The 22,483-nt window shown below is 75.8% G+C and carries 18 protein-coding genes; 8 read left to right on the top strand and 10 right to left on the bottom strand.

What is annotated here, in order from left to right; genetic code table 11:
* Nucleotides 1–160 precede the first annotated feature (160 nt).
* The gene (locus ABTY56_RS02405; RefSeq protein ID WP_350625651.1) at nt 161–832 is read right to left on the bottom strand and encodes a hypothetical protein; all 672 of its coding nucleotides are present in this window, start codon (nt 830–832) and stop codon (nt 161–163) included.
* Between the two features lie 346 nt (nt 833–1,178).
* Between ABTY56_RS02405 and ABTY56_RS02410 the strand changes: the two genes are divergently transcribed.
* The 4 genes from ABTY56_RS02410 to ABTY56_RS02425 all read left to right on the top strand — a co-directional run bounded on the left by ABTY56_RS02410 (nt 1,179) and on the right by ABTY56_RS02425 (nt 5,340).
* Complete coding sequence (locus ABTY56_RS02410; RefSeq protein ID WP_350625653.1) at nt 1,179–1,904, top strand: ScbR family autoregulator-binding transcription factor; 726 nt, start codon at nt 1,179–1,181, stop codon at nt 1,902–1,904.
* 312 nt (nt 1,905–2,216) lie between these two features.
* The gene (locus tag ABTY56_RS02415) at nt 2,217–3,122 is read left to right on the top strand and encodes an AfsR/SARP family transcriptional regulator (protein ID WP_350625655.1); all 906 of its coding nucleotides are present in this window, start codon (nt 2,217–2,219) and stop codon (nt 3,120–3,122) included.
* Between the two features lie 144 nt (nt 3,123–3,266).
* Nucleotides 3,267–4,064: a TetR family transcriptional regulator gene (locus tag ABTY56_RS02420; RefSeq protein ID WP_350625657.1), complete on the top strand. Its 798-nt coding sequence runs from the start codon at nt 3,267–3,269 to the stop codon at nt 4,062–4,064.
* Between the two features lie 472 nt (nt 4,065–4,536).
* Nucleotides 4,537–5,340, top strand: coding sequence for a putative protein N(5)-glutamine methyltransferase (locus ABTY56_RS02425; protein WP_350625659.1), 804 nt, complete (start codon nt 4,537–4,539; stop codon nt 5,338–5,340).
* A 98-nt stretch (nt 5,341–5,438) separates the two neighbouring features.
* Here the strand turns inward: ABTY56_RS02425 and ABTY56_RS02430 are convergent, their stop codons facing one another.
* Complete coding sequence (locus tag ABTY56_RS02430; RefSeq protein WP_350625661.1) at nt 5,439–5,867, bottom strand: PPOX class F420-dependent oxidoreductase; 429 nt, start codon at nt 5,865–5,867, stop codon at nt 5,439–5,441.
* A gap of 250 nt (nt 5,868–6,117) precedes the next feature.
* Between ABTY56_RS02430 and ABTY56_RS02435 the strand changes: the two genes are divergently transcribed.
* A complete protein-coding gene (locus tag ABTY56_RS02435; protein WP_350625663.1) occupies nt 6,118–6,564 on the top strand; it encodes a hypothetical protein in 447 nt (148 codons plus the stop codon).
* A gap of 89 nt (nt 6,565–6,653) precedes the next feature.
* Nucleotides 6,654–7,157: a DinB family protein gene (locus ABTY56_RS02440; RefSeq protein ID WP_350625665.1), complete on the top strand. Its 504-nt coding sequence runs from the start codon at nt 6,654–6,656 to the stop codon at nt 7,155–7,157.
* 62 nt (nt 7,158–7,219) lie between these two features.
* Here ABTY56_RS02440 and ABTY56_RS02445 read toward each other — a convergent pair whose 3' ends face one another.
* Nucleotides 7,220–8,680: a pyridoxal phosphate-dependent decarboxylase family protein gene (locus ABTY56_RS02445; RefSeq protein WP_350625667.1), complete on the bottom strand. Its 1,461-nt coding sequence runs from the start codon at nt 8,678–8,680 to the stop codon at nt 7,220–7,222.
* 217 nt (nt 8,681–8,897) lie between these two features.
* Between ABTY56_RS02445 and ABTY56_RS02450 the strand changes: the two genes are divergently transcribed.
* The gene (locus ABTY56_RS02450; protein WP_350625669.1) at nt 8,898–9,428 is read left to right on the top strand and encodes a hypothetical protein; all 531 of its coding nucleotides are present in this window, start codon (nt 8,898–8,900) and stop codon (nt 9,426–9,428) included.
* Here ABTY56_RS02450 and ABTY56_RS02455 read toward each other — a convergent pair.
* From ABTY56_RS02455 to ABTY56_RS02480, 6 genes are all read right to left on the bottom strand, one after another.
* Entirely contained in the window at nt 9,376–11,457 is a 2,082-nt protein-coding gene (locus ABTY56_RS02455; protein WP_350625671.1) for a HEAT repeat domain-containing protein, read from the bottom strand. The two genes, ABTY56_RS02450 and ABTY56_RS02455, sit on opposite strands and share 53 nt — an antisense overlap.
* 10 nt (nt 11,458–11,467) lie before the next feature.
* The gene (locus ABTY56_RS02460; protein WP_350625673.1) at nt 11,468–12,799 is read right to left on the bottom strand and encodes an MFS transporter; all 1,332 of its coding nucleotides are present in this window, start codon (nt 12,797–12,799) and stop codon (nt 11,468–11,470) included.
* Between the two features lie 75 nt (nt 12,800–12,874).
* On the bottom strand, nt 12,875–13,468 hold the full coding sequence (locus ABTY56_RS02465; RefSeq protein ID WP_350625674.1) for an ArsR/SmtB family transcription factor: 594 nt from the start codon (nt 13,466–13,468) through the stop codon (nt 12,875–12,877).
* Nucleotides 13,469–13,571: 103 nt separating this feature from the next.
* Nucleotides 13,572–14,861 (bottom strand): MFS transporter, encoded by a 1,290-nt coding sequence (locus ABTY56_RS02470; RefSeq protein ID WP_350625676.1) that lies wholly within the window; start codon nt 14,859–14,861, stop codon nt 13,572–13,574.
* A gap of 98 nt (nt 14,862–14,959) precedes the next feature.
* Nucleotides 14,960–18,016 carry an RNA repair domain-containing protein gene (locus tag ABTY56_RS02475; RefSeq protein ID WP_350625678.1) on the bottom strand — a complete coding sequence of 1,019 codons (3,057 nt, stop codon included), beginning with the start codon at nt 18,014–18,016 and terminating at the stop codon, nt 14,960–14,962.
* Entirely contained in the window at nt 18,016–19,770 is a 1,755-nt protein-coding gene (locus ABTY56_RS02480; protein WP_350625680.1) for an RNA ligase family protein, read from the bottom strand. The genes ABTY56_RS02475 and ABTY56_RS02480 overlap by 1 nt, the downstream gene beginning before the upstream one ends.
* Before the next feature lie 189 nt (nt 19,771–19,959).
* Between ABTY56_RS02480 and ABTY56_RS02485 the strand changes: the two genes are divergently transcribed.
* The gene (locus ABTY56_RS02485; protein ID WP_350625682.1) at nt 19,960–20,970 is read left to right on the top strand and encodes a helix-turn-helix transcriptional regulator; all 1,011 of its coding nucleotides are present in this window, start codon (nt 19,960–19,962) and stop codon (nt 20,968–20,970) included.
* On the opposite strand, the gene ABTY56_RS02490 is transcribed toward ABTY56_RS02485, so the two are convergent.
* Entirely contained in the window at nt 20,948–22,477 is a 1,530-nt protein-coding gene (locus ABTY56_RS02490) for an MFS transporter (protein ID WP_350625684.1), read from the bottom strand. The two genes, ABTY56_RS02485 and ABTY56_RS02490, sit on opposite strands and share 23 nt — an antisense overlap.
* Between the last annotated feature and the right edge of the window lie 6 nt (nt 22,478–22,483).

Genomic DNA, 22,483 nt, shown 5'->3' on the forward strand with positions numbered 1-22,483 from the left:
GGGCCGAAAGCCGCTCGAACCGGCATCGCACCGCTGTGCCAAGCCGGCGCGGTGATTCCGAACCCGGCCCCGGTCAGGGAGGAGGCGCTGGGGTGAGCCGTCGCGGTGGAGCCGGAGAGCCCGCCGTCGGCCCGGTCGTGACACGGCGGCCCCGGCCGTCTCACTCGCAGACGCGCTCGCCGGAGACGTGCGCCGACGCCTTCCCGTCCGGGAACTGCGCCCGGTCGGGGACGACGGTGCCGTCCGCGTGGCGGACCAGGGCCCGCAGGACGCCCAGCGCGGCCCACGGGGTGCTGACGGCGTAGACGGTGCGCGGGCCGTGGGCGCCGGGGAAGCGGGCGACGGTCCGGACGGCGAAGTGCCGGTCGCCGCAGGCGACGTCCTGGACCTCCTCCTGGTCCGCGTAGAGGAAGCTCACCCACCGGCCGCCGTCCACACTTGCCGGGCCGTGCAGGGCCTGCACGGCGGGCGTGCCGTCGTCCGGGAGGGGCGCGCTCGTGCAGCCGACCTCCCGGATGTCCTGTTCGTCGATCCGGAACTCCTTGCCGTGGCAGAACCGTCCGTCGGGGAGGGGCCAGAAGTACCAGATCGTGCCGCCCTCGTCCCGGTAGTGTCCCCACTGCTCCCCGGGCGGGTTGTCGGTCGCGGCACGGATGCGTTCCAGGCCGGCCGCGACCTCCTGTGCGAGCAGCAGTCGGACCGCGCTCGGCGGGATGGTGGCGGTGGCGCCGGGGCCGGCCGGCGGGGCGCCGCTGCAGGAGGCCACGGCGGCGAGTGCCAGTCCGGTGGCGGTCGTGAGGGCGGCACGGTGCCGCCGCAAGCCGAGCTTCACGTTTCCCCCGTGTTCCGACCGTTTCGATCGCACGGTCGACTCGCCCGTACGACGCCGAACTTGGGGGCGGTGGTTGCGCAGTGACACCCTCGCGGGAAGGCAGGCTGTGTCCAAAGGAAACCAATCGTTCGGTTTTTGTGAGCGAAATGATTTCTCCGGGGAAGTCGCGCTGCAGTGGCAGGCGGGGTGCGTGGTGACGGACCGTCGGGCGGGGCTCGGTGGGCTGTGGGGAAGAGCGAGTGGTTGGGGGATTGTCCGACATCGTCTTGTCGGTTGCGGGTGGGGCGTAGCTAAGATACGGGGTGTTTGGTTTTGTTTTCCGGGATCTCAGGGCGGGGTGGTTGCGGTGGTACGGCAGGAGCGGGCGCTCCGGACGCGTCGGCTGATCCTGGAGGCGGCGGCATCGGTCTTCGACGAGTTCGGGTACGAGGGGGCGACCATCGGAGAGGTGGTGTCCCGGGCCGGGGTGACGCGCGGTGCGGTCTATTTCCATTTCGCGTCGAAGCGGGATCTCGCCCAGGGTGTGGTCGAGGAGCAGTTCTCCCAGGACGGTGTTCCCGAACGGACGTGCAAGCTCCAGGAGTTCGTGGACACCGGGATGGTCGTGGCGCATCTGATGCCGCGTGACCCGCTGCTGAGCGCGGGTGCCCGGCTCTCGCTCGGGCAGGACGTGTTCGACGACCTCGGCGGGGGAGCAATCCCCGGGTGGATCGACCGGATGGAGGCGCTGCTGCTCACGGCCGGCGAGCGCGGCGAGCTGCTGCCGCACGTCGTCGCGGCGGACACCGCGTGGCTGGTCATCGCCGCGTGGACGGGGGTTCAGATCCAGTCCCAGAAGCTCTCCGGGCGCGCTGACCTGGAGCTTCGGGTGTCCGGGCTGTTCCAGCACCTGATGCCGAGCATCGCGGTGCCGGGCGTGCTCGGTTCGCTGCGGATGGGGCCGGACCGGGGCGCCCAGGTGGTCGCCGAGATCGCTGCCGCCCGTACGCCGGAAGACGGCGGGGGCGAGGGTGGCGGGGACGGGGGCGGCGGAGTGCCGGTCGGGGAGCAGGCGGGGGTCGGCGTGGGCTGACGCGGGATCAACCGACCTCCCGTCCACGGGAGGTGGGCGCGCGAGGGCGCGGTGGCGGTGACGGTGGCGGTGGCGGGATGCGGGGGTCCTGCGCCGCCTTTGTCTTGCCCCGCGGCCGCCACGGAGGGTGGTGGAACGGCTCCGCCGGGTGGGCGGGTGGCGTTCCGTCGAAAACAAACAGCACGTTCGGTTTTGTATTGACAAACCGCGCGTCCTGTTTTTCACTGGTGACAGTTGCCCCCTGGGCTGTCGACCCGGGTGCCGGCCGCGGCGGAAGAGCCTGCGGCGTTCCGTGTGATTGGGGTGGTCATCGTGGAAATCCGGGTGCTCGGGGCGTTGGACGTCCGGGTGTGCGGGGTGTCGGTGGTGCCGTCGGCACCGAAGCCGCGCCAGGTGCTGGGAGTCCTGGCGCTCCGTGCGGACCAGGTGGTGCCGGCGGGGGTGCTGGCCGACGAGCTGTGGTCCGGCCGTCCGCCGCGCAGTGCGCGCACCACCGTGCAGACGTACGTCCTCCAGCTGCGCGACCTGATCGACCGGGCGCTCGCCCAGGTCGGCCCGGCGGCGGGGGTGTCCTGCGCCAAGGACGTCCTGGTGACCTCGCCCGGCGGCTACATGCTGAACAGCGGCGGCGGGCTGACGGACGTCCGGGAGTTCGAGCGGCTGGCCGGCACGGGCTACCGGGCGATGGACGGCGAGGACCATCCGCTGGCCGCCCGGATGCTCGGCGAGGCGCTCGCGCTGTGGCGCGGACCGGCCTTCGCGGACATCCCGGTCGGCGGCCAACTCGCCGTCGAGGCCAAGCGGTTGGAGGAGACCCGGCTCTGTGCGCTGGACCAGCGGATCGAGGCGGACCTGCGGCTCGGGCGGCACCGAGTGCTGCTCGCCGAGCTCACCGTCCTGGTCGACCGCTACCGCACCCACGAGAGCCTGCACGGCCAGTACATGATCGCCCTGCACCGCTCCGGGCGGCGCGGCGAGGCCCTGGAGGCCTACCAGCGCCTGCGGAACACCCTGGTACGGGAGTTGGGCATGGAGCCCTCGGTCGGACTGCGCCGTCTGCAGCGCTCCATCCTGCTTGCCGCGCCGGAGCGAACCGCCGCGCCGGAGCGACCCGCCGCGTCGGACCGGGCGGCCGCGGCGGGGCGGACCGAGCGCGAACCCGTCGCCGCCGCCGCCGGGTTGCCGGATGCGGCGGCAAGACTCAGCCGGGTCGGCTGAGAGGTCGGTCGGAGGACCCGGCGCCCGCCGGGGTGTTCGCCAGGGCGCCCGCCGGGATTCGCCGGGGTGTTCGCCGGGGTTCGCCGGGGTGTTCGCCGGGGTCTGGTCGGAACGTGCTTGTCGTCGTGAGGGGTTGTGGGACGAGTGGTCCAGGAGAGGTCGGAACGGACGCGCGGGCGGCTGGTGGAGGCGGGGGCGGGGCTGTTCGACCGCTGTGGCTACGCCGGTGCCACCCTCGGTGAGATCGCCGCAGCCGCAGGGGTGACGAAGGGAGCGCTCTACTTCCACTTCGCCTCCAAGGAGGATCTGGCCAGAGCGGTCTTCGAGCAGGCCGAGCGTTCGCTGCGTTCGGCCTGCGGCGACCAGCGCGCCGTCGACTCCCCGCTCCAGGCGCTGATCGACGCCGGGTACTGGCTGGTGGACGCCCTGGGGGCGGACCCGGTGGTCCGGGCGGCGTTCCGCCTCGGCCGCGCGGGCGGCTGGCAGACGGACCACGCGGCGGGCGAGTCCACGGCGGGTGAGTCCGCGGCGGGTGAGTCCACGGCGGGAGGGACCGGAGCGGGTGGGACCTCCGCGGGTGGGACCGGAGCGGCAGGGCTCAGGTCCGGAGGGTGCCGGCCCGGTGCGGCCGGGGCGGCGGATCCCCGGCAGGCCTTCGCGGGCGTGCGCGGCTTCCACAGCGTCTGGGCCGGCGTCGTCCGGGACCTGCTGGCCGGAGCCCGCCGTGCCGGCGAACTGCGCGACCGCCCGGGCGGGCTCGGCCCGGAGACCCTGGTGGTGACGGCCGCCTGCGGTCTGGAGGTGGTGTTCGCCGACGGCTGCCCCGCCGAGGAGCGCGCCCGCCGGGTCGGTGCCCTCTGGGACTGGTTGCTGCCCTGCCTGGTGCCGCCGGGCATGGCCGACGGATACCGGACCAGGCCGCCGGCGCCGCAGCCCGTCTGACCGGCGCGCGGCCGGCGCGCGGACCGGTCCGGCCGGAGCGCGGTCGTGTCCGACCGGAGTGCGGTCCCGCTCGGCGGCGCGCAAGCCGCGTCGCGAGCCGCAGGGCGGAAGCCCGTTCCCGGTGTACGGCGGGCACCGGGAACGGCGGCGGGGCCGCACCGGGAACGGCGGCAGGGCCGCGCCGAGGGGCAGCAAGGGCCGGGACGAGGGACGGCAAGGGCCAAGGGCCGCAGAGCGTTTGATCATCCTCGGCGGGTCGTGCGGTAAGGTGGTCGGTGCCGAGTATGACCGCGACTCAGGGAGGTGAGACCCATTACCGGAATGTCCGAGCGGGTGCTCCCGGAGCGCGGCCGAGCGGGCGCCGCGCGCGTGTAGCGTCGATGGCGCGCCGACGGTGTCGGCCCTGGCGGGAGCCCTGACGGAGTCCTTCTCCTCCGTTCACCCTCCTCCCGTCTTCCCCGAAGGGGTTCTCTTGCCGGTCTTCTCCTCCACCGCTCTCCGTTCCTCGGTGGTCTCCCGACTGCGCGCAGCCGGTTGCGTGTTCGCCGAGGACGAGGCACGCGTCCTGCTCTCGGCCGCCGCCTCGCCCGCCGACCTGGCCGCCATGGTCCGCGCCCGCGCCGAGGGCCGTCCGCTCGAACACGTCGTCGGCTGGGCCGAGTTCGCCGGTCTGCGGATCGCCGTCGACCCGGGTGTCTTCGTCCCGCGCCGGCGCAGCGAGTTCCTGGCCGCCGCCGCCACCGCGCTGACCGGCCCGCCCCGGCGCCCCGGCGCGGTGGTGCTCGACCTGTGCTGCGGCAGCGGTGCGCTGGGCGCCGCCGTGGCGGCCGGGGCCGCGCACCCGGTCGAGCTGTACGCGGCGGACATCGACCCGGACGCCGTCCGCTGCGCCCGCCGCAACCTGGCCGGTACCGGGGCGCTGGTCCACCGGGGCGACCTGTTCGCCGCCCTGCCCCCGACGCTGCACGGCCGGGTGGACGTGCTGATCGCCAACGTCCCGTACGTCCCGACGGGCGACCTCGCGCTGCTGCCGCCCGAGGCGCGACTGCACGAGGCCCGGCCAGCGCTCGACGGGGGAGCGGACGGCCTGGACGTGCTGCGCAGGGTGGTCGCGGAGGCACCGCGGTGGCTGGCGGCGGACGGCGCGCTGCTGTTCGAGACCAGTGAACGGCAGGTGGCGGCTGCCCTCGCGGTGGCGCGGGCGGCCGGGCTGGCGGCGGTGGAGAGCCGGCACGAGGACCTGGACGCCACGGTGGTCACCGCGACGCCGCGGTGAGCCGCGGCCCGGGGCGGGCCTGTCGCCGCCGCCGGGCCGCCCCCGTCGCCGGGCTGGTGGCTGGTCCGGTGGCTGGTCCGGTGGCCGGTCCGGACCGGTCAGAGGTGGGTGCCGTACACGTGGTCGACCGGGATGGTGAGCAGCACCCGGCGGTCGGCGACCATCACCTCGCGGTACTCCTTCCAGTCGGGGTGCTCGCCGGCGGCGCGGCGGTAGTAGTGGACCAGCGCCTCGACCTCGGGCCCGTCGGGGTCGGTGCCCGGGCCGGTGAGGGTGGCGACCCCCTCGGCGGTGGCCCAGGACCTCCCGTCCGGCCCGGTCACCTCCAGGCTGACCCGGGGGTCGCGGCGCAGGTTGACGGTCTTGGCCAGCCCGTCCCGGGTGGAGACCAGGATCGCGTTCGTCTCCCGGTCGTAGAACGGCATGACGGGGGAGAGTTGGGGCCGGCCGTCCGCCTTGATGGTGGCGAGGATGCCGAGGCGGCTCTGCGCGAGGAGCGCGTACGGGTCGAACGGGGTGGCGGTCATGGCAGCATCATCGACCTTCGCACCGGTGTGAAGGTCAAGGCGTGCCGGGCGTGTTGCGCGGGCGGCGCTCATGATGGCACGCGCCGCGGACCGGCGGGGAGGTTCGGGAATCCGGTGCGACGGCCGTCGGCGCGGGGCTATGGTCGGGGCGAAAGGGTGTGACGTTCCGTCGGAGGTCCGTGACGGACCGTCGACGACTGCGCCGCCCGACAGCACCTGACGACGCCCGACACCGAGGGGACACCGCACGATGGCACGCGAACGCAGGCCCGTTGAACTGCTGGAGTTCTCCGACGACCTCCACTACGAGGACGTCACGCCGCTGCGGGCCTTCCTCAACGCCCGTCTGAGCGAACTGGTCGAGGCCCAACCCGAGGGCACCGACGCCCGGTACGCCGCCCAGCGCCTGGCGGACGTCACGAAGTCCGACTGCATCTTCCTGTCGGACGTCCTCGGCGCCTGGGAGGACGTGCTGATGGAGGGCCGCGGCGATGAGCCCGGGTGGACGCAACGGATGCGGCAGGACGCCGTCCTGTGGTGGGCGCGGCTGTGCAAGACGGCGGACCGGTTCCGCGACCACCCCGACCACCGCAGCCGATGGCGGCCGCTGCCGTTCATGAACCTCGCGCACGCGGAGTTCATGGCGGGCCTGACCGACCGGGCGGGCGGCGTGTACGGGGACGGGGCGCACCCGTGATCCCCGCCGGACCGGGGCGGCGCCGGGGGCCCGCGCCGGGGCGGTGATCGGGGAGCCGGGTTGTCGGTGCCGGCTGGTACGGTCCGATCATGGACAAGCGAGTGCCCTTCACGGGTGAGGAGAAGGAAAGCCTTCACGTGGCGCTGGACCGGCACCGCGATGCGGTGCTGTGGAAGCTGGAGGGCTTGGACGACGAGCAGCTGCGCCGGCCGATGACGCCGTCGGGGACGAACCTGCTGGGGCTGGTGAAGCACCTCGGTGGTGCCGAACTCGGCTGGTTCCGGGAGACGTTCGGCCGGGATACCGGGCCGCTGCCGTTCGACATCGACGCCGACGAGACGTCCGACATGCGGGTGGAGCCGCACGAGTCGACGGCCGACATCCTGGAGTTCTACGCGCGGGCGCGGGCCGATGCGGACGAGACGATCCGGGAGCTCGCGCTGGACGACCTCGGGACGTCGTGGTCGGGCAACACCGTCTCGCTGCGGTGGGTGCTGATCCACATGACGACGGAGGTCGCGCGGCACGCCGGGCACGTGGACATCCTGCGGGAGCTGATCGACGGCGGGACGGGAGACCACAACCGGAGCTGAGCCGGGGCACCGGCCCGCCCGGCCCGCCCGGTCAGGCCTGTTCCGGTCGGCTCTGGTTCCGGTCAGCTCTGGTTCGGGTCGGGGGCGAGCTTCCCGACGGCCCGGGCCAGTGCCTCCGCCGTCCGCCGGACGTCCGCCCCGGTGGTGCGCCAGTTGCTGAACGCCGCGCGCAGGGCGGGGCGGTCGGCGTAGCGGGTGGGGGTGAGGAAGGCCTCGTCGGCCACCTCGGCGGCGAGGTCGGCGAGACGCTCGGGCGTGGGATCCGTCGCCAGGGTGAAGCAGACGACGTTCAGCCGGACCGGGGCGAGCAGGCACAGCCCGTCGATCCGCTCGACCGCATCGCCGAGCGCGCGGGCGCCCGCGACGTTGCGCTCCACGACCTCCCGGTGGCCGGAGCGGCCGTACGCGCGCAGTGTGAACCAGGCGGCCAGGGCACGCAGCCGGTGCGAGTTCTCCGGAGTGAGGTGGACCAGGTCGGGGTGGTCGCCATGGGGGTACCCCGGGCCGGAGGCCGGCGGAGGGCCGAGGTAGGCGGCGGCGTTCCGGAACACCCGGGCCTGCAGGTCGGGGCGGCGGGTGAACTGGACGGCGCTGTCGTACGGCACGTTGAGCCACTTGTGCAGGTCGACGCAGACCGAGTCGGCGAGATCCAGGCCGGCCACCAGGTGCGCGTGCTGCGGCGACAGCGCGGCGAAGGCGCCGAACGCGGCGTCCACGTGCAGCCAGAACCCGTACCGCTCGCGGAGGTCCGCGATCGCCCGCAGATCGTCGAAGTCGACGGTGTTGACCGTGCCGGCGTTGGCCACCACGACGCACGGCCCTTCGGCCTCGGCCAGCACCCGCTCCAGCGCGGCCACGTCCACCGCCTCCCGGCCGGGCAGGAGGGGGACACCGCGCAGCGCCGTCCGGCCCAGGCCCAGCACCGACAGCGCCTTGGAGACGGACGAGTGCGCCCCGCCCGACAGCACACGGACGCGGCCCAGGGCGCCGACCCCGTCCTCGGCGACGTCCACGCCGAGCCGCTCGCCCAGCCACTCGCGGGCGATGGCCAGCCCGACCGTGTTCGACATGGTCGCGCCGCTCACGAAGGTGCCGTGGTGTGCCCGGGACAGGCCGAGCAGCTCGCGCAGCCAGCCGACCGTCTCGCGCTCCAGCTGCTGACCGGCCGGGTCCAGCGAGGAGTTGGAGTTCTGGTCGACGGTGGCGGTCAGCCAGTCGCCGGCCAGGGCCGCCGGGGTCGCACCACCGGTCACGAAGCCGAAGTACCGCGGCCCGGCGCTCGCCGACAGCCGCGGCTCCCACCGCTCGGTGAACTCCGCGAGCGCCGCGGGCAACCCGCCACCCGCCGCGGGCAGGCCGCCGCCTGCCTCGGCGAGCGCCGCCGGGGCGCCGGTGCCGGGCCGGGCCGGCTGCGGGACGACGGGCCGCTCGTCGAGGCCGTCGAGGAAGGCGAGGGCCTGCTGCCGGGTCTCCTCCAGGAGCTCGGGCAACCTCGCGAGGTCGGCGGCGAGTTCGGGGTGCATCGGGTTCTCCGTTGATCGACTGATCGACTGTGTGGCCGAGGGTAGTGGGCAGTGGGGGCGGCGTCCCGGGCCAATCCGATCCGGGTGGCCTGGTCGGGACGGGGAGTTGTCGGTGCGACGGGCTAGCGTGGCGGGCCATGGACACTCGGCAGGCGGTACCGGACCTCGCTTCCGCGGACGCGGAGGTGCGGCGCGCGGCGGTGCGGGCCCTGCACGCGTGCGGGGACGCGGGCAGCTCGCACGGCGAGCGCGGTGCCGCTGCGATCCGAGCGACGCCGAGCGCGCGGCCGACGTCCTGGTGGCCTGCGAGCGGTTGAGCGCCCGCTACGGGCGGGCCCAGGCGTACTGGTGGAGCGCGCAGAACGACGGATCGGCAGTGCTGGTCGCCGAACGCGGCGCAGCCGTACGGCGGTTCGCCTACATCCCGGGTGAGGACACCGGGCACCTGGAGCTCGGCGCTCCGCTCGGGTACGAGCGCAGGCGCCGGGCCGAACTCGGCCTGCCCCCGCTCGCGGAGGGCCCGCCGGAGGCGGAGACGGAGGTGGAGACGGCGGTGGACGTGGACGTGGACGAGGACGAGGACGAGTGGATGTGGGAGCTGTTGGAGCTGGCGCCCCGCCTGGCGGGCGAGTTGAGCCTCGACCCGCGGTCGCTCGGGCCCGGAACGCCGGTGCGCGGAGCCGGTGTGCTGGCGCTCACCCCGTACGGGCGCCGGATGCGGCCGCCGGCGGGGGCGTTGCGGCTGTGACCCGGCACAGCTCGGTGACGGCGGCGCGGATGGTCTCGTCGTCCACGAAGGCGCGCCAGGCGCCGGAGGTGCCGAAGCGTTCGTCGCGGGGCAGCGCCTCGGCCAGGACGGTGGCGGCGGGGCGGGCGGCCGCGCCGATGCGGGTCAGGTGGCGGACGGCCTGCAGCATGGCCGGGTAGTAGGTGCCGGTGGGGAGGCTCCGGCAGGCGTCGAGCAGGGCGGGCACGGCGGTGTCGGTGTCGCCGGTGGCGGCCCACAGGGCGTGGGCGGCCTCGACGCTGACCCAGTCGTACGGGTCGGCGACCAGGGCGCGGAGCCGGTCCGCGTACGGGGCGGCGTGCGGGCCGAGGTCGGCGAGCTTGCGCAGCGCGGGGCTCACGAAGCTGCCGTCGGTCGCGGCCGGGCCCAGCACCGCGAGTGCGGGTTCGGGCTCGCCACCGAGCTGCCAGTAGGCCCAGGCGGCGAGTTCCGCGTCCGTCCCGGTGGCGGTGGCGCCTGCGGCGGCGGTGGTGCGGGCGCGCAGCAGGGCGAGGGCTTCCTCGCCGGCCGGCTGCCGGATCCCGGCCAGCGCGGTCGCGGCCGGAGCCCAGGTCGCGGCGTCCGCGAGCAGGTCGAGCAGCTCCGGCACGGCGGGCGAGGCGGCCGGCCCCCAGGCCGCGAGCACCTCGCAGAGCGGCCGGGCCAGCGTGGGGCGGGCACTGTGCAGGCGGGCGCTGCGCAGGTGGGCGCTGCGCAGGTGGGCGCGGATCGACGGCAGGAGCGCGTCGGCGTGCTCCCGGAGCGGGGTCAGCAGCTCATGGATGCCGGGGAGTTCCGAGTAGTGGTGGGTGCCGTACCGGGTGTGGTGCACGGCGGCGGTGCCGAAGGCGGTGGCGCGGCCGCCCGCGGCGACCAGGTCGACGACGGCGGGGACGCAGCGCGGGTCGCCGAGCCGGGCCAGGGCCCACACCGCCGCCTCGCGGACGGCTTCGCCCGTCCGGGTGCTCCGGGTGGCGGTGTCGTCGAGCAGCGCGGCCACCGCGTCGGCGTGGTCGGCCCCGGCGCTGCCGAGGCAGGCGATCAACTCGACCGAGCGGTAGCGGACTTCGGTGTCCGGATCGTCCAGGCGCGCCGCGACGGCGGGCAGCACGGCGGGCACCGCCGAGCGCCACCGGGAGAGCAGCCCGCCGGCCTGGCCCAGTGCACCGGCGCGCTGCTCCGGGTCGGGGTGGTCGGCGAGCAGGCCGAGGACGTACGAGGGTGAGGCGCCCGGGAGCAGGTCGGCCGTCCAGCCCTGGACGCCGACGACTCCGCAGTCCGCCGTGCTGGTCTGCCGCCAGAGCTCCACGCTCGGGTCACGGACCGCGTCCAGGACGAGGCCGAGGTGCCGGGTGGCGAGCCCGGGATCGGCCGGGGCCAGCGCGTGCACGGCCGCCAGCCGCAGTTGCGGTTCCGGCCCGTCGAGCAGCCCGCGCAGCAGGGCGGTGGTCCGGTCGGACAGCCCTGCGGTCGGCTCCCGGCGGGCGGCGTGGCCGAGGGCGATCACCAGGTCGAGGCGGGTGGCGGGATCCTCCTCCGCCTCCCACCGCGTCAGGAGGGCGGGCAGCGTTCGCGCCCCGGGGCTGCCGCAGCTGCCGAGCAGATCGGCGACGGCCCGGCGGATCGCGGGGTCCGGATCGGACAGCAGCCCCAGGACCTCGGGCAGCGCCCGTTCCCAGGCCGGGCCCCAGGCCGGATCGACCTGCGCCTCGGTGACGAGCACGGCCTCACCGCTCAGCCTCGTCAACAGGTCCAGCAGCTCCAGCCGTTCACGCCGGGCCGGGACCTCCGGCCGGGCGGCCAGCCGGACCAGGTACGGCAGCGCGGCCGAGGCGGCGGAACAAACCCAACCGCCCTGGTGGAAAAGGAGGTTGTGCAGGTCGCCCGCGGCGTCCCAGGCGTCCTCCCGGTCCGGGCCCGCGCAGCGCCGGAGCAGCGCGGGCACGTCGTCGGCGGAGCCGTAGTTGTGCCGCAGCCCGGCCCAGTCGATGGTGTCCAGTCCCTCCCACATGGGGCGGACCCTATCGCGCGGTCCGATCGTCGGACTTCTGCCGCCCGGGCAGCTCGGCACGCCGGACCGGCTCGGAGGCCAGCGCGACGGCTGCGCCCAGACAACAGAGGCCCCCGCAGGCGACGAAGACCGGCGCTGCTCCCCAGGCGCCGATGCCGGCGCCGACCAGCGGGTAACCGAGCGGAGCGAGACCGAGCGTGGCGACCGTCACGACGGAGGTGACCCGGCCGAGGAAGGCGGGGTCCGTCGTGGTCTGAACGAGCGCGCCGCCCAGGCCACTGACGACGCCCGCGCACACGCCGACCAGCGCGGCCAGCGCGGCAGTGGTCCACAGGCTCGGGACCAGGGCCGTCGCGGCCGCGCCCGTACCGGCCACGAACAGGGCGCCCGTCATGGTCAGGCCGGCCCGGGGCAGCCGCCCGACGACGGCGAGCAGCGCGGCGCCGGCGGTGGCCCCGGCGCCGAAGCAGGCGACGATCCAGCCGAAGCCGGACGGGCCCCAGCCGCGTTCGGCGTTGAGCAGCACCAGGCCGACGCTGAGGGTGCCGGCGAGGCCGAGCTCGCAGACGGCGCAGACGGCGACCAGCCGGCCGATCAGGCGATGCCGACGGAGGTAGCGCAGCCCGTCGAGGAGGTCCGCCCGCGCGGTGCCGGGCCGGGACGGCGCTGCGGCGGATGGCGCTCCGGTGGGCGGTGCGTCGGCGGCTGGTGTGTCGGTGGGCGGTGCTTCGAGCGGCCGGACCCGGAGCGACAGCAGCAGCGGCAGCGAGAGCGCGAAGAGCAGCCCGGCGACGCCGAACGCGGCGGCCGGACCGCCCAGGCCCATGGCCAGGCCGCCGATCGGCGGACCCGCGATCTGGCCGAGGCGCATCGACAGCGAGCGCATCCCGGTGACCCGGGCCAGCTGGTCGGGGCCGGTGATCCGGGGCGGGAGGGCGCCGACGGCGGGGACGAACAGCGCGTCCACGGCGCCGAAGACGAGCGCCACCGCGACCAGGAGCCACAGCGCGGGCGTGGTCAGGGCGATGGCGGCCGCCACGGAGAGGATGAGCAGACAGCGCACGGCGTCGCTGCCGAGGAGTACCCGTCGGGGGTCCAGCCGGTCGGCCAGCACGCCGCCGCCGAGCATGAGCACCGCGCGGGGGAGCGCCCCGGCGGCCATCACCAGGCCGACCTCGGCGGGGCCGGCGGCCCGCTGGGCGAACCAGCCGAGGGCGACGAAGTAGACGCTGTCGCCGACCAGCGAGGCGGTGTGGGCGGCCAGCCAGCGCAGCACGTTGGCGTCGCGGTGGGCGGGCGGCGCGGCAGCCTGGACAGGGTGGGTCGCTTCCGCGACGGCCATGGTGGGCTCCGGTTCGTCGTGGCGGGGGCGAGGCGGGACGATGGGGCGGTGAGGTGGTCCGAGCCGGGGGGCGTGTCAGGGACGGAACGGGAACCCGTACAGGTGGACGGACACGTGCTCCCGGCCCTCGGTGTCGCCGGCCGCCCTGGCGGCCTTGCCGCGCTCCCGCCAGCGCCGGGACAGGTCCTGCAACTCCTCGCTCAGCTCGGCGACTTCGGCCGCGTTGAGGTCGAGCAGCCATTCCGACCCGAAGGCCGCGTCCGTCCACTCCTTCCCCCAGGCGGCGCTCTGGTCCAGGTACGCGCGGTACTGGGCGGCGCGGGAGTCCACCAGGCCGCGGGCCACCGTGCCGGCGACGGCGGCGCCCTCGGGCGTCCCGGAGAGATCGGACTCCCGGAAGCCCCAGCCCTCCTCGGAGGCGACCCGCCACCACCGCTCCCGGCCGTCGGTGCTCCGGCCGCTCGCCTCCGCGACGAAGCCGTGCTCGGCGAGCTTGCGCAGGTGGTAGCTGACCAGCGACGGGGCCTGGTCGACCTGGTCGGCGAGCTGCGAGGCGGTGGCGCTGCCCGCGGCGTACAGCAGGCGGTAGAGCTGTATCCGCAGCGGGTTGGTGAACGCCTTCAGGCGGGACAGGTCGGTGATCCGGTTGGTCTCCGGCTTCGGTGACATGCGCCCACGGTAGGTCCGAAAGGAAAGTTGCGCAATAAAAATTTCGGATCTGCTCGTGCGGCTCCGTGCGGCGCTGATCCGTCCGGCGTTGCGGCGGGGAAAGCTAGGCGGGGTCGGGCAGCCGGGTCTCGTCGGGGCGGCCGGGTGTCGTGCAGGCCGTGCCGGGGCTCGGGCGGCGGGTGCGTTCCGCCCAGGCGGCCACCGGCGGGGCGGCTGCGCCGAGGGCCGCGAAGAACGCGCCGAGCAGCAGCCAGCCCGTGTGCCCGAGTCCGAGGACGGCCGTCGTGAGGACCACCGGGGCCAGGGCCTGACCGGCGTTGAAGCCGACGCCGAGGAGGCCCTGGTACTGCCCCTGGGCGTGGTCGGGGGCGAGGCCGAAGCCGAGCGCGTAGCCGCCCGAGGACTCCCACACCTCGCCGAGGCTGTGCACGCCGACGGCGAGGACGGCGAGCCCCGGCGCGACCCAGGCCGGGACGTCCGCGGTCAGGGCCATCAAGGGGCAGCTGACCAGGAAGGCCAACCCCGCGAGGCGGAACGCCCGACCGCCCTGGCGCGGGGTCTCCACCCGGGAGCCGATCCTGCTCTGGAGCAGCACGCACACCCCGCTGCTGACCGCGGAGACCGCCGCCACCGTCCAGCGGGGCGCGTCGGTGTGCGCGGAGAGCCAGATCGGCAGCAGCAGGGAGACGGCCTGGTAGTGCAGGCCCATCGCGCCGTGGAGCGCGACGAAGGACACGAACGGGCGGTCGGACAGGACGGCCGCGCGGTGGTGTTCCTCGGGCCGGGGCAGCGGCCGGTAGTTCGGGACGCCGCGCAGGGCGATCAGGCCGGCACAGGCGAAGCTGGCGGCATTCGCGAGGATGAGTGCGGTGTACGCCGGGCGGGTGCCGACCGAGACGGCGAAGGCGGCGCCGAGGTTGCCCAGGATCACGCCGAGGTTGACGAAGGTGCGGAGTCTCGCCCGGAAGGCCGCGGGGCGCTCACCGTCGGCCCGGGCGACGAGCGCGCCGCCCGCGGCGCCGGCCGCCGTCGCTGCCAGTCGGTCCAGGGTGGCGACGAGTGTGAAGGTGACCCAGTCGTGGATGAGGACGAAGGCGGCCATCGTCGCCGTCAGCATCGCGAGGGCCGTCAGCCAGACCGTCCGTGGACCGTACCGGTCGGCCAGGTTCCCGGCCGGGACCCCGGCCAGCAGCCCGACCAGTCCGGCGATCGTGAGGCCGACCCCGACCTGGGCGGCGGGCAGGTGCACCACCAGTGTGAAGTAGAGCACCGAAGCGGTGTTGAACAGCCCGTTGCCCACCCGGCTGACGAAGCTCGCCACGATGAGGGCGCGCTGCGGACCGCTCGGCGCCGACAAGCCGGGTATCCGAACCCTGTTGCCTTTCCCGATCATGCCAAACAGGCTAACAGCGCCCTCTGGGCGCCCTCCTGACGGTGTCTCGGGCGAAATCGTCAAGCGGACCGAGGGCCCGGCGGCGGGCTGACGGTGGTTCAGCGGGTGAGGGTGGGGACCGCACCGCCCTCGACCTGCTTGACGCGGACGCCGGGGAGGTGGCGGCACCAGGCGGTGGCGAGCGGGGCGAGCCGGTCGGCGGTGAGTGCGGTGGTGGCGGGGCCGAGTCCGATGGGGAAGTGGGTGAGGCCGTCGGACGTCCGGTAGGGCTGCGGCCAGGCGTGGAGGTGAGTGCCGCCGGCCTCCTCCAGCGCGGCCAGGAGCGTCCGGAGCCGGCCGCGGACCAGCCCGACGGACTCCTCCTCGGCGGTGACCACGGCCCAGGCGGCGTGCCGGCGGTGGAGCGGGGGCGGGGCGAGCAGGGCCGGCCAGGGGTCGGCGCTCTCCGTGGTGAGCTCCCAGGCGCCGTACAGCTCCTCGGCGAGCAGGTCGCGGGTGTCCGCGCCGACCTGGGTGGTGCAGCTGCGGACGGGGGAGGAGGGGGTGAGGATGGTGACCGGGCTCTGCTGCCGGTCGGTCAGGTCGCCTGCCAGGGAGACGGGTCGGGCCCAGTCCCAGCTCGCCCAGGTCTCGGTGAACCGCCGGAAGAGGTCGCCGTCCGGGTCCCCGGTGTCCCTGGTGTCCGCGGTGTCCCCGGTGTCCGCGTCCTTGGCGTCCTCCGCGTCCTCCGCGTCCAGGACGGTGCGCGCGGCGAGCACCGACCAGGCGAGCGAAGGCAGTTGGCCGAACGGGGCCGAGTCCAGGCCGCGGGCCCGAGCCCACGCCTTGACCTGGCGGGCCAGCCGGACGAAGCGGTCGTGCCGGTCGCCGAGTGCCGCCAGGATCGCCTCGGCATCGGTGACCGCGCTCAGCGCGACGGCCTCCGCCTCGCCCAGCTCCGCCCGCCGGTCGACGGCGCGGGCCGGATCCAGCGAGCCGGTGAAGACGACGACGAGATCGACGTCCAGGCCGTCCGCCGCCAGCCGCAGCCCAGGCACCCGGGCGCCGCGCACCTCGCGCAGCTGCCTGGCGTCCGGCAGCGCGGCCGCGACCCGGGCGCGGACGCCGGACAGGTCGGCCGGGCCGGGCAGCGCCGCCACCAGGTCGAGGTCGGCCCCGTCCAGCTGACAGCCCAGCCGCCGCGAGCCGACGACGTGGACCGCGCCCTCGGGCAGCGCCGCCGCGATGCGCCGGGCCAACGCCCCGGCGGTGGCAGCCCGTCGGGGTGGCTCCGGCTGCGGCGAGACGGTCCCCTCCTCGGGCACCGGGCGCACCTCGCCCGTCCCCAGTGCGATCATCGCGCGCGGCCGCATCGGCTCGGCGCCCCGGCGCGAGAGCACCACCAGCTCGCCGACCCGGGCCGAGACCCCGCCGAGCCCGGCCGCGCAGTCGGCGGCCACCCGCTGCGGGTCGGTGCTGCGCCCGAGGGTCAGGTGCGGCGTGAACCCCTCCGCACGGCCGCGGCAGCGGGGGAAGCGGCGTTCCAGCGCGTGCCGCAGTGCCGCCCAGGGCTCGGCGGAGGCGGCGGCCGGGTCGAGCCAGACGGTGGCGTCCTCGCGGTGACCGAAGGTGTGCACGCCCTCCAGCCGCGCCGTGAACGGGGCCACCTCGGCGGCGGCCGCCCCCAGCAGTGGCAGGGCGCGGTCGAACTCGGCCTCCGGGACGAAGCCGAAGAGCAGGTTGACGTGCGGCGGCCAGCGGTGCAGCTGTGGGTCGTGCGCGGTGCGCAGCCGCTGGATCGGCGGCCACAGGTCCTCGGGCGGCAGCCAGGCGACGGCGGTGCGGGCGGTGGGCGTGGCGGCGAGGAAGTCCGGCGCCCTGCCGTCGGCTCCGCTCGTCCCACCGTCGGCCCCGCCCGCTCCGCCGAGGGCGAGGTCCACGAGGACGCCGTAGTGGTCGGAGGGGTGCAGCCCGTCGGCGGTCGGGCGGTCGCCGAGCAGTCCGGCGGCGGTGACGCGGGTGCTGTCGGAGCGGTGCAGGACGCGGTCGATCCGGCCCGGGCGGCCGGTCAGCGAGGAGACGGCGGCGAGCGGGTTGACCGTCGGGTCGAAGGTGGGGGTGTCGTCGGACGGTCCGTGCACCTGTGTCCAGGCGTCCCGCAGGCCCAGTGCGGCGGCCGGGCCGGAGGTGCCGGAGCGGGCGTCGTTGAAGTCCCCGAGCAGCAGCAGTTCGCCCTCTACGCCGCCCAGGCCCTCGGCCAGCTCGGCGAGTTCGGCCTCGCGGCGGGCCGCGCCGTCCGGCGAGTGGTCGCTGCTGAGGTGGACGGCGGCGATCGTCAGGGGTTCGCCGGCGGTCCGTACGGTGATCGCGGTGACGGCCTTGTGCGGGCCCAGGGTGTGCTGCCCGGCCTCCAGGACCGGTAGCCGGCTGAGCAGCAGCAGGCCGTGTTCGTCGACGTCCCGTCCGAGCGGGTCGGTGTTCAGGGTGTACCCGGCGCGGACCCAGGGTGCCGCCAGCAGCAGGGCGACCAGGGCCGGTTCGACCTCCTGCAGGGCGATGACGTCGGCGTCGGCGGCTTCGAGTGCGGCGAGCAGCAGCGGACGGCGGCGGGCGGTGGCGATCCGGTCGGTGTCGTAGCGGTCCCACAGGGTGTTCCAGGTGACCGCGCGCAGGCTGGTGACCGCCGGGGCCGCGGAGTGGGCGGCACCCGGGGCGGCAGCGTGGGCCGCGGTGTGGGCGGCAGCGTGGGCGGCCTCCGCGGGGGCGGCCCGCCAGCCGTCGTCCGGCCGCCGGTCGGGGTCGGACCGCCGGTCGGCGCTCGGCCGGCGCTGGTCCTCCCGCCCGCGGTCGGCGCCCGACCGCCGACCGTCGTCCGGCCGCCAGGCGTACGGGGTGGTGGCCGCGAAGAAGGGCGAGCGCAGGCGGCGCGGATCGGTGCGGCGCCCGGCCTCGGTGGTGTCGAGCACGTCCACGCCGGACGCGCGGTCCCAGACCACCACGCCGTCGGCCTCGACCCGGTGCACCCGGTGCCAGGGGATGTCACCGGAGGCGGCGAACGCCTCCAGCGGGACGCGTTCGGTGCGGTCGTCGCGCTGGCGCACGCCCAGGGTGAACCGGGCGGGGTCGAAGCGGGCGTCCCAGCGGATGCGCTGGCAGATCTGTTCGATGGGACGCATCAGTCCTCCTCGGCGTCGAGCGTGCCCGCCGTGTCTTCCACGGTGCCACCGGCGCCGACGTACCAGGTGCGGTGCGCCTGGCCGGCGTGCGGCGGGCTGAAGCGGCGCAGCTGTGCGGTGAGTACGTCGGCCGGCACCGGGTGCGGCCGTACGGCGTTGCGGCGCAGCAGTTCGTCCTCGTCGACCACCAGCACCACCTGGGTGACCAGGGCGTCGCGGCGCTGGGCGACGGCGTGGACGTGCGAGCGCTGCTGCCGGTTGAGGGAGGTGGCGTCCCAGACGACGGTGGGGCCCGCGCCGTCGGCGCCCGGGGCGGTGAGTGCGGCGAGGGCGGCGTCCAGCCGGGCCAGGCCCTCGCGCAGCACCACGGCGTTGTCGCGCTGGTCGGCGCGCGAGCCCCGGGCGGCGCGCAGGTCGTCCAGGCTGATCCGGGCGCCGACGCCGGTCAGCCCGGCGGCGAAGGTGCTCTTGCCGCTGCCGGACGGGCCGCACAGGTGCAGCAGCCGGGGGAAGCGGCCGTCCCGCAGGCGCCAGGTGGCCGCGACGGCCTCCTCCGCGGTGGAGATCCGGCCGCGCGCGTACGCCTCGCGGGCCTGCGCCCAGCAGCGGTCGGCGGAGTCCCGGTCGAGGCCGGCCAGGGCCTCGCGCAGACCGCCGCGCAGCCGGGCGAGCGGCCCGCCGTCGCCGTCGAGCAGCCCGGCGTCCTCGGCGTGCAGCGCGGACCAGGCGACCTGCTCGCGCTCCGCCGCGCCCGGGGCGGCCGCCGCGGCGACGGCGTGCAGCACTCCGAGGTCGGCGGCGCAGGACAGCCGGACCAGCCCGGTGCGGCGGTCCTCGTCCGGGTACGGCTGGTGCAGGCCCGGGTGCAGCGCGACCAGGTCGGCGACCCGCCGGGCCAGCGGCAGGCCGAGCGGCCGGGCCAGCTGCGCCGCCGGGGACTGCCGGCGTCCGGCACGCAGCGCGGTGGCGAGCACCCCGGCCAGCCGGGCGTCCCCGCCGCGGCCGAGCTCGTCCAGCCGGGCCGACACCTCCGCCAGCTCCGCCGGTGGGCAGGACAGCTCGGGAACCCCCAACGCGGCGGCCAGGGCGGGCAGTTCGGGCAGCGCGCCGGACCGTACGGACCACAGCGCGGCACTGGGGCCGAGCCCGTTCTCCACCACGGCGGCGTGCATCCAGTGGGTGTCGGTGCGCACGTGGTGCGGGCGGACCCACTTGGCGACCCGCTCACCGAACTCCGCCCGGTCGAAGCCCCGGACGGTCCGGACGACGTAGCCCTCCTGCCGGTTCAGGTCCAACCTCAGGGCGCGCAGGGCCCGTTCGTCGTAGCGGCCGCGCCACAGCACCCGGGGCGCCGGGACGCCGAGGCGGCGCAGGAAGCGGACGGTGTCGTCCCAGTCCAGGCAGTGGTCACGGTCCGTCCAGACCGAGAAGCCGTAGAACCAGCTCTCCAGGTCGGTGTACGGGATCGAGTGCCGGGCGAACAGGTTCTCGCCGCAGATCCGCCAGCCGTCCGGGATCCGCCCGCCGATCCGGCCCTGCAGGCCCTTCACCCAGGCGCGGGAGGGGTGGTGGGCCGAGTCCAGCGAGCGGGCGTGCAGGCCGTCGGGGTAGAGGGTGGTGTTCTCGCCGTCGAGCTTCTCGGTGACGACGACCTCCGTACCGGCCAGCGCGGTGAGGTCCCCGGTCCGTACGTCGTCCGCCGCCGCCCCTGGCGACCAGGGCAGATGTGGAGTCCGGGGGTAGTGCACGCGCATGGCCGGGGCTCCTGTGAGAGTGGTTGATCCGGCGGACACTGTAGGAGCGGCCGTCGCGCGCGGGCCAACGAATTAGCGCGGGGGAGCGGACGGGCGGGGGCGCGGGCGCGAGGGTACGGGCGAGGGTGGGTGTGACGGGGCCACCCTCCGGGCCCCGCACCACCGGGACGTGCGGCGATACTGACACGCATGGCCGACTCGATCATGACCGCGAACAGCCTCGGCGACTACCTGCGGGCCCGGCGGGCCCTGGTGTCGCCCGGGGACGTGGGCCTGCCCCCGACCGGCCGCCGACGGGTGCCCGGACTGCGTCGCGAGGAGGTCGCCGAACTGGTCGGCCTGAGCACGGACTACTACGTGCGCCTGGAGCAGGGACGCGCCGAGCGCCCGTCGGAGGAGGTCCTCGCGGCGCTCGGCCGGGCCCTGCTGCTCGGCCCCGCCGAACGTGCCCACCTGCGCGACCTCGCCCGGCCGCAGCGCCGCACGGCGGTGCGCGACGGGAGGGAGGCCGGGAGGAAAGCCGGGCAGGAAGCCGGGAGGGACTCCGGGAAGGGGCCGGGGGAGGAACGAAGGGAAGGGGCGCTGCGCCAGGCCCTGTGGCTGGTCGTCGAGGCGATGCCGCTGACCCCGGCCGTCATCATGAACGACCGCAACGACGTCCTGGCGTGGAACGCGCTCGCGGCCGCGCTGCTCGCCGACTTCCCCCGACTCCCGCCGCACGAACGGAACATGGCCCGACGGATCTTCCTCGACCCGCGCGCCCGGGAGGTCCACCCGGACTGGGACGAGGCCGCGCGCACCACGGTCGGCGTCCTGCGGATGGCCGCGGGGCGCCGGCCGCACGACCCGGAGCTGGTTCGGCTGATCGGCGAACTCTCCCTGGGCAGCGCCGAGTTCCGCACGCTGTGGGCGAGCAGGCACGTGCACGAGAAGTCCCACGGCCGCAAGCTCCTCCACCACCCGGCGGTCGGCGAGGTGGAGTTGGGCTACGAGACCTTCCAGGCGCCCGGCCCCGGCCGGCACCTCCTGGTGGTCTACACGGCCGCCCCCGGCAGCCCGGCGGAACAGGCGCTGCGGCAGCTCGCCGGGGCCGCCGGCATCGCCGGGGCGGCTGGGCTCGCCGGGAGCGCAGGCATCGCCGACATCGCCGGGCGCGCCGAGGCCGACCGGGCCGACGTCACGGCCGCGAACCCGGCCTGAGCGCCCGCCAGGTGAGCAGGGCCCCGACGGTGGACAGCACGGCGAGCAGCAGGCCGGCGGTGTGGAGCGCGCCGGTGAAGCCCGCGGCCACGGCGTCCCGCCGGCCGGGGTCCACCTGGCCCTGGACGACGGCCCGCCCGGCGAGGTCGGCCGCCGTGGCGCCGCCGAGACCGCCCGCGCGCAGCCGGGCCGCGGTGAGCGAGGTGAGCAGGGCCGCGGCGCCCGCGACGGCGACCGACTCCCCGGTGATCCGCAGGGTGTTGAAGATGCCCGCGGCGGCCCCGGCCCGTTCCACCGGCACGGTGCCGACGGCCGCGTCGTCCATCACGCCGAAGGCCAGCCCGACACCCGCGCCGAACGGCAGCAGCGGCAGCGCGAGCCCCGCCCAGGAGGCGCCGTCGTCCAGCGTGGTCAGCAACAGGGCGCCGAGCGCGATGAGCGACGAGGCGGCGGTGAGGACGGCCCGCACCGAGGTGCGGTCGGCCAGCCAGCCGGCGACCAGCGGGAGCAGCAGCACGGGCGCGGTCAGTGGCAGCAGGAGCAGGCCGCTGTCCAGGGTGCTGCGGCCCGCCGTGCCCTGCAGATAGGTGGGCAGGTAGACGAGCAGGACGACGAAGCCGAGGGTGACGGTGAAGGGCTGGCAGACCGCGGCGAGGAACTCCGGTCGGCCGAAGAGGCGGACGTCGAACAGGGCCCGGTCGCCGCGCCGGAGTTCCACGGCGGCGAACAGCAGCACCAGCAGGACGGCGCCCGCGAACAGGCCCAGGGGCGCGGGCGCCGCCCACCCGTCGGTGGTCGCCCGGGCGAACCCGAAGGCGAGCGCGGCGAGCCCGGCGGTGAACAGGACCGGCCCGGCCAGGTCGCCGGGAGGTCGGCCGGCACCGGGGGCCCGCGGTGTGCGGGACTCCGGCGCGCGGGTCGCGCAGAGGCCGGCGGGCAGCGAGATCGCGGCGACCAGCAGGAACACGGACCGCCAACCCAGCCCCTCCACCAGCGCCCCGGCGAGCGGCGGCCCGGCCGCCAGCCCCGTACCGAAGGAGGTGCCCAGGATCCCGAAGGCCAGCCGCCGGCGCGGGCCCGAGGTGCCGTGTGCCAGCACCGCCGCCCCCGCGGCCAGCACCGCGGCCGCCCCGCAGCCCTGGAGGGCGCGGGCCGCGTCCACCACCGCCATCGACGGCGCGAGCGCGACCAGCAGCGACATCGTCCCGACCAGGATGATCCCGCCCAGCAGCACCCGTCGCCGTCCGTACCGGTCGGCGACGCCGCCCGCGGCGAGCGGCAGCGCGGCGAACCCGATGTTGAAGGCGTTGAGCATCCACTGCGCGCCGCCGACCGACGCGCCGAGCTGGGACGCCATGCTCGGCAGGGCCACCGCGGCCCCGGTCACCGAGAACGGCAGCATCAGGGAGGCGGTGGCGACGGCGATGACGGTCGGTCGGAAGTGCTGCCCGTCGGGCCGCGGTCGTGCGGGTGCGGGCCGGGTGCGGTCCGGGGTGGTGGTGGTCATGCCGTA

Source organism: Kitasatospora sp. NPDC097691, assembly GCF_040302665.1.
In the GTDB taxonomy this organism is placed as follows: domain Bacteria; phylum Actinomycetota; class Actinomycetes; order Streptomycetales; family Streptomycetaceae; genus Kitasatospora.